At 56.3% G+C, this 2,140-nt stretch carries 2 protein-coding genes; one reads left to right on the plus strand and one right to left on the minus strand.

The features are described from left to right. The coding region (locus tag ACXJMY_RS37810; RefSeq protein WP_456624436.1) for a trypsin-like serine peptidase at window positions 1–884 on the minus strand (884 nt) is incomplete at its 3' end. 780 nt (window positions 885–1,664) lie between these two features. On the opposite strand from ACXJMY_RS37810, the gene ACXJMY_RS37815 reads away from it, so the two are divergent. Then, window positions 1,665–2,140, plus strand: a 476-nt coding sequence (locus ACXJMY_RS37815; protein WP_456624437.1) for a hypothetical protein, incomplete at its 3' end; no start/stop codon positions are given.

Consider the following 2,140-nt stretch of genomic DNA (forward strand, 5'->3'; position numbering starts at 1 on the left):
CCATACATCCGTGTAGAGTCGTTGTTGTACTTGAAGGAGTTGAGGCTAACGACATTAGTCTCATTCTCGGGGGCGGTCCCTTCAACCCATGCACCCCCGCTCGCACCATGGCCTAGAGGATTTAGCATGGATGTGGGATTGGAGCCGTCCTTGTTACCATAGACGTGGTACATAACCTCGTTGCCACCGTAGTTGTCAGGATAGCCAATGGCATCAAGGTGTGTAGCTCCGACGTTGATCTTCATCCCGAGCCCCCCATTCGGAGGCACGCCGCGGATTTTTAGAACCGCGTAGTCGTATGCATACTTTCCATTGGCCCAACCAGACATGATGGCGGCGCACTCCCAGTTAAATGACTGGGTTGGTCCGCCGGTCTGATAGGCGAGCTGAAACGAGTAATTTCCACCCCAGACTTTGTTCTGCTGATCCCAGACGCAATGTGCTGCAGTAAGTACTACCCCGAGATCTCCGATGAACTGCGCTGTACATAGGTGACCCCAACCTGGCGCGTCTGTTGGAAACCGAAAGGTGATTCTGCCGACCTTGCTGTAGGGGCTAACTGCTACGTCCGCTGGCTGCGGCTGGCCATCAGGAGGTACTTGACCAGGCGCCAGTCCCTTGGGACTAACGGGTGTCGAAGGTACGACCTCAAGTGGCTGCAGACCCGGCTGAATGGGATTCGGGCCCGCCGTCCCTGGTGGGATTGTTGGGAGAGGCAGAGGCGTAAGTCTTAGGTTTTCGGCGAATGCAAGCGAACTACTGTTTACGACATACATAATGTCTTCGTTGCTTTGCGATGGATCAGCGGCATGAAAGCCACCACCACAACCAACCAAAACGGCAGCAAAGCCACCGGCCACCCAAAGGTACCGAGAAAACTTCATTGTGCCCCCCTGCCCAATTTATAATTGCAGCAAATCAAGCTACAACCTCGCTGTCAACAGCTCCATAACGCAACGGTTACGTGCTCTGCGGGATCGACAGACGGCCATCCGAGCAACTGAGACGACAAGCCAGATACATCCCGCTGGGCGAGCGAAGGTTTTGTCGATGCAAAACTTCACCCGGCCGCCCGAGCCAAAATCAGGAGTGAAGTTCGCAGGCTTTTGGCCCGTTACGGATAGCCACCTGATCATCAGAAGGCGGCGGTGGATTTGATGATCGAACAAGCAGAAGTGTTCGCGAACGTTTAGAATTGATGATGGTTGGCGAGGCAAGACGGCCCTAGCATTATGCCGAGTCGGCCATCAAAGAGCGAGATAGGACCTTCCGGGCATCGGACCCAGCGTTGCCTATTGATGCCGTGCCGCCGATCGTCCCCGCCTATGTCCCTGTCCCACCGTCCCGACAGGCTAGGTCTGGGACATCGGGACAGCTGCTTGCGGGTGGAATAAATCGTCCCCTTCGACCGCTTACATGCGCCCTGCAACCCGGCTCTTGGGAGAAGAACGCACCTCCAGGAGCCAGGAGGTTGTACCGTGGCGATGGTCGGCGACCGGAAGCCGGGCTACCTGCGTCGACCTAATCTGCGGCTCGAGTTCACTTTCGCAATCAGGACCACACCCAAATGCCTTGAGAGGTATTATACTACTTATACGCTAATCTCTTAATACTGTAAGCTCATATCTCTTGCAAGAGATGTGAGATGTCGCTACGCATTCAGAATGAAAGAGACCGATACCATCCCGCGTCTCCAACATGTGCTTCCGCACATGCGGGACCAGCTCGTGGCTCTCCGGCAAGGAGCAACCTTCGAGCAAGCCAGGGAGCGTTACGCGAGGACGGTCGACAAATTAGTGGTCCAAGGCATAGGACGGCGCACTGCCAGCCGAGTAGGCGATCGCGATGCATACTGGGCGCCCACGGCGGAAGTGCTGTTGGAGGCGATTCGGCTGGGATTTGTCGAGCGCACGCAAGTCCCCTCTGCGCGCCGATACCTGGAGGCACATCGCGGCCGGACCTATTCGCTCACGCCACTCGGACGGCAGGTGGCCGATCTTGCAGAGAGCGACCTCGCCGCTTTCTGCGATCATTTGGCAGCCGCTATCTATGAGGGACATGCCTATTTTCGATCGCTGATCGGCACTCTTCAAGACTCTCCGATTGCATGCCCCGAGGTAAGCGAAGGTGAGGTTGAAGC

Source organism: Bradyrhizobium sp. P5_C12 (assembly GCF_054049735.1).